Source organism: Phenylobacterium sp. (assembly GCF_016793285.1).
Classification (GTDB): domain Bacteria; phylum Pseudomonadota; class Alphaproteobacteria; order Caulobacterales; family Caulobacteraceae; genus Phenylobacterium.
This window is the reverse complement of record NZ_JAEUMO010000044.1, coordinates 1-3,191: the sequence shown is the minus strand read 5'-3', so window position 1 is coordinate 3,191 and position 3,191 is coordinate 1. Positions and strand designations below refer to the sequence as shown.

The window sequence follows — 3,191 nt, the reverse complement described above, 5'->3', positions numbered from 1 at the left end:
GCCGTCGGCGGGGTCGCGCACGTGCATCTCGCCGACCGGGGCGGCGGGGCCCGCGCTGTCGGGGCGGTTCTCGTAGTCGCGGCCCAGGTGGCTGGTGAAGGTGGCCGTAGTCTCGGTCATGCCCCAGCCGTTGCCGGGCTGCGAGCCCGGGAAGATCTCGGCGATCTTGCGCACCAGTTCGGGCGCCGACGGCGCGCCGCCGTAGGTGACCGCCGCCAGCGAGGAGAGATCGTACTTGGCGCGGGCCGGATGCTCGATCAGCTGCCAGGCGATGGTGGGGACGCCGCCCGTCGCCGTGACCTTTTCGCGCTCGATCAGCTTCATGGCGGGCTCGGCGTCCCAGCGGCGCATCAGCACCACCTTGCCGCCCGAGTTCATCGACGGCCCCAGCGTCGCCGAGAGCCCGGTCGCGTGGAACATCGGCACCACCAGCAGGCTCGCCCGCTGCGGCGCCTTCGTCGGGTCCATCTCGGGCAGCGGCTCGCCCGCGCGCAGGAAGTTCCGCGCCGCCGAGATGCCGCCCGCGCCGATGTTCGACGTCATGTTCCGATGCGTGCCCAGCGCGCCCTTCGGCCGCCCGGTCGTGCCCGAGGTGTAGAGGATCGTCGCGTCGTCCTCCGGCCCCAGTTCCACCTGCGGCAGCGCCAGATCCGGTAGCCGGCCCCAGTCGTTCACCGCGCCGATCACGTCCTCCAGCCGCTCGGTCCGCGGGGTCGCCGGCGCGCCGTCGTGGCGGGTGACGTAGATCTTCTCCAGGTCCGGCAGCGCGGCCAGCGACTCGGCGATCCGCCCCAGCCGCTCGTCGTCCACGAACGCGACCTTGGTCCCCGAGTCGGCCAGGCCGTACTCGAGCTCGGGCCCGGTCCACCAGGCGTTCAGCGGGGTCACGATCGCGCCGATCAGTTGCCCGGCCCAGAAGCAGACCGGCCATTCCGGCAGGTTGCGCATGATGACGGCGACCCGGTCGCCCTTCTTCACCCCGTCGGCCGCCAGCCGGTGCGCCAGCGCGACGGTGGCCTTGCCGAAGGTCGCGAAGGTGGCGCGGTCGCCCTCGTAGACCAGGAACTCCCGGTCGCCGAACCGCTGGCCGTTCACGAACACGTCGCGCAACGTCGGCGGCGCGTTCTTCCACGTCCGGGTGAGGACGCCCCGGATCGTCTTCTCCTCGATCTCGAACGGCGCCCCCGGCGCGGTCAGGCGCGCGTGCGCCTCGTCGATCGACATCACGGGCCAGGGCTTGGGATCGGTCACGGGTCTCAACCTCTTGGATACTCGACACTATGCGCCTGACGGCCGGTCGCACAGCCGACCTTGCGGCAGGCAACCGTCCTTACCTCCCCCGCGAAGCGGCGGGAGGGGGACCGTCCGCCGAGGCCGGCGTCAGCCGGACGTAGAGCGGATGGTGGAGGGGGCGAGCCCCGTCCGCCGCGCTCAATACAGCCGATCGATCCGCCGAGCTTGAAGCTCGCCCCCTCCACCACTCGCTCTTCGCTGCGCTCGGCGAGCGGTCCCCTCCCGCCGCTTCGCGGGGGAGGTGAGGCCCCGGTCAGGCCCGCGCCCTCGCACGCCCCGCATAGGCCGCCTTGATCTCGTCGAGGTCCTTGGCGAAGCGCTTCTCGGCTTCCTCGCGGAGCTTCGGGATATGGTAGCTGGGGAAGAGGTCGTTGTCGGGCTGGTAGTCCTTCAGGACCTGCTTCGCGAGGGTCACCTTGTGGACCTCGGTCGGCCCGTCGGCGATGCCCATGACCAGCGCCGAGTTGACCATGTGCATGAAGGGCATCTCGTTGGAGACGCCCAGCGCCCCGTGCAGGTGCGCGGCCTTCGTCGCCACGTCGTGATAGACCTGCGGCATCGCCACCTTGATCGCCGCGATGTCCTTGCGGACCTTCTGGTAGTCCTTGTGCTTGTCGATCAGCCAGGCGGTGCGCAGCACCAGCAGGCGGAAGCTCTCCACCGCGATCCACGAGTCGGCGATCTGCTCCTGCACCATCTGCAGGTCGCTGAGCCGCCCGTCCCGCGTCGTGCGCGACACCGCGCGGCGGCACATCAGGTCCAGCGCATGGCGGCAGGCGCCCACGGTGCGCATGGCGTGGTGGACGCGTCCGCCGCCCAGCCGCACCTGCGCGATCACGAACGCCGCGCCGCGGTCGCCCAGCAGCGCGTCGTAGGGCAGCCGCACGTTGTTGTAGCGGACGTAGCCCTCGTTGCCGCCGCCGATGGCCCCGCCCGCGCCCACGGCCACGTTGCGGATGATCTCCACCCCGGGGGTGTCGGTGGGCACCAGGAAGATCGAGGTGCGCCGGTAGGGGTCCTTGGCGTCGGGATCGGTCACCGCGTAGAGCACCAGCACCTTCGAGTACTGGGCGTTCGTGGAGAACCACTTCTCGCCGTTGATGACCCACTCGCCGCCGTCCAGGACCGCGCGGGTCTTGAAGGTCAGCGGGTCCGAGCCGCCGGTGGGCTCGCTCATCGAGAAGGCCGAGCGGATCTCGCCGTTCAGCAGCGGCCAGAGGTATTTCTCCTTCTGCGCCTCGGTGCCGTAGTGGGCGATGATCTCGGCGTTGCCGCTGTCGGGCGCCTGGCAGCCGAAGACGCTGGGGGCCAGGTTGTTGCGCCCCAGCTTCTCGTTCATCAGCGCCAGCTTGAGCTGGCCGAAGCCCTGGCCGCCCAGCTCGGGGCCCAGGTGGCAGGCCCACAGGCCCTGCGCCTTCACCTTCTCCTGCAGCGGCTTGATGAACCGCTTGCGGCCCTCGGTGGAGTAGACGGCCATGCCCAGGTGACTGAGCGGCTCGATCTCCTCGCGCATGAGATCCTCGATCCAGTCCAGCTTCTTCTGGAACTCGGGGTCGGTCTCGAAATCCCACGCCATGGCACGCCTCCCAACGGCCGCCTGCCCGTTCGCGGAGGGGGCGGCTTCTTCGTAAGTCGGGTACGCTACGCGCTCCCCGGCCCAACATCAAACGCTTGTTGGGGCGGCGATGAGGCGGGCAAATCTCCCCCCATCGCGATGGGGAGGGTCTCAGAACGCCCCGCCTCGCCCCTGGCCGCCCGCGAACCGCGTCGCGCCTTCGACGTGGGAGCCGGTCCGGAGCGTCTCCATCCCGAACCGCACCTCCGCCGCCGTCGCCTCGTCCCAGTCCAGCGACCACTGTTCCAGCGCCGAGAGCCGGTCGTTGCGCATGCAGAGCTGC

At 70.4% G+C, this 3,191-nt stretch carries 2 protein-coding genes; both read right to left on the bottom strand.

Annotated elements, in window-relative coordinates:
- On the bottom strand, positions 1-1,251 hold a 1,251-nt coding region (locus tag JNL41_RS04985; protein ID WP_293473169.1), incomplete at its 3' end, for a class I adenylate-forming enzyme family protein.
- A gap of 295 nt (positions 1,252-1,546) precedes the next feature.
- Positions 1,547-2,869 carry an acyl-CoA dehydrogenase family protein gene (locus tag JNL41_RS04980; RefSeq protein ID WP_293473168.1) on the bottom strand — a complete coding sequence of 441 codons (1,323 nt, stop codon included), beginning with the start codon at positions 2,867-2,869 and terminating at the stop codon, positions 1,547-1,549.
- Positions 2,870-3,191 lie beyond the last annotated feature (322 nt).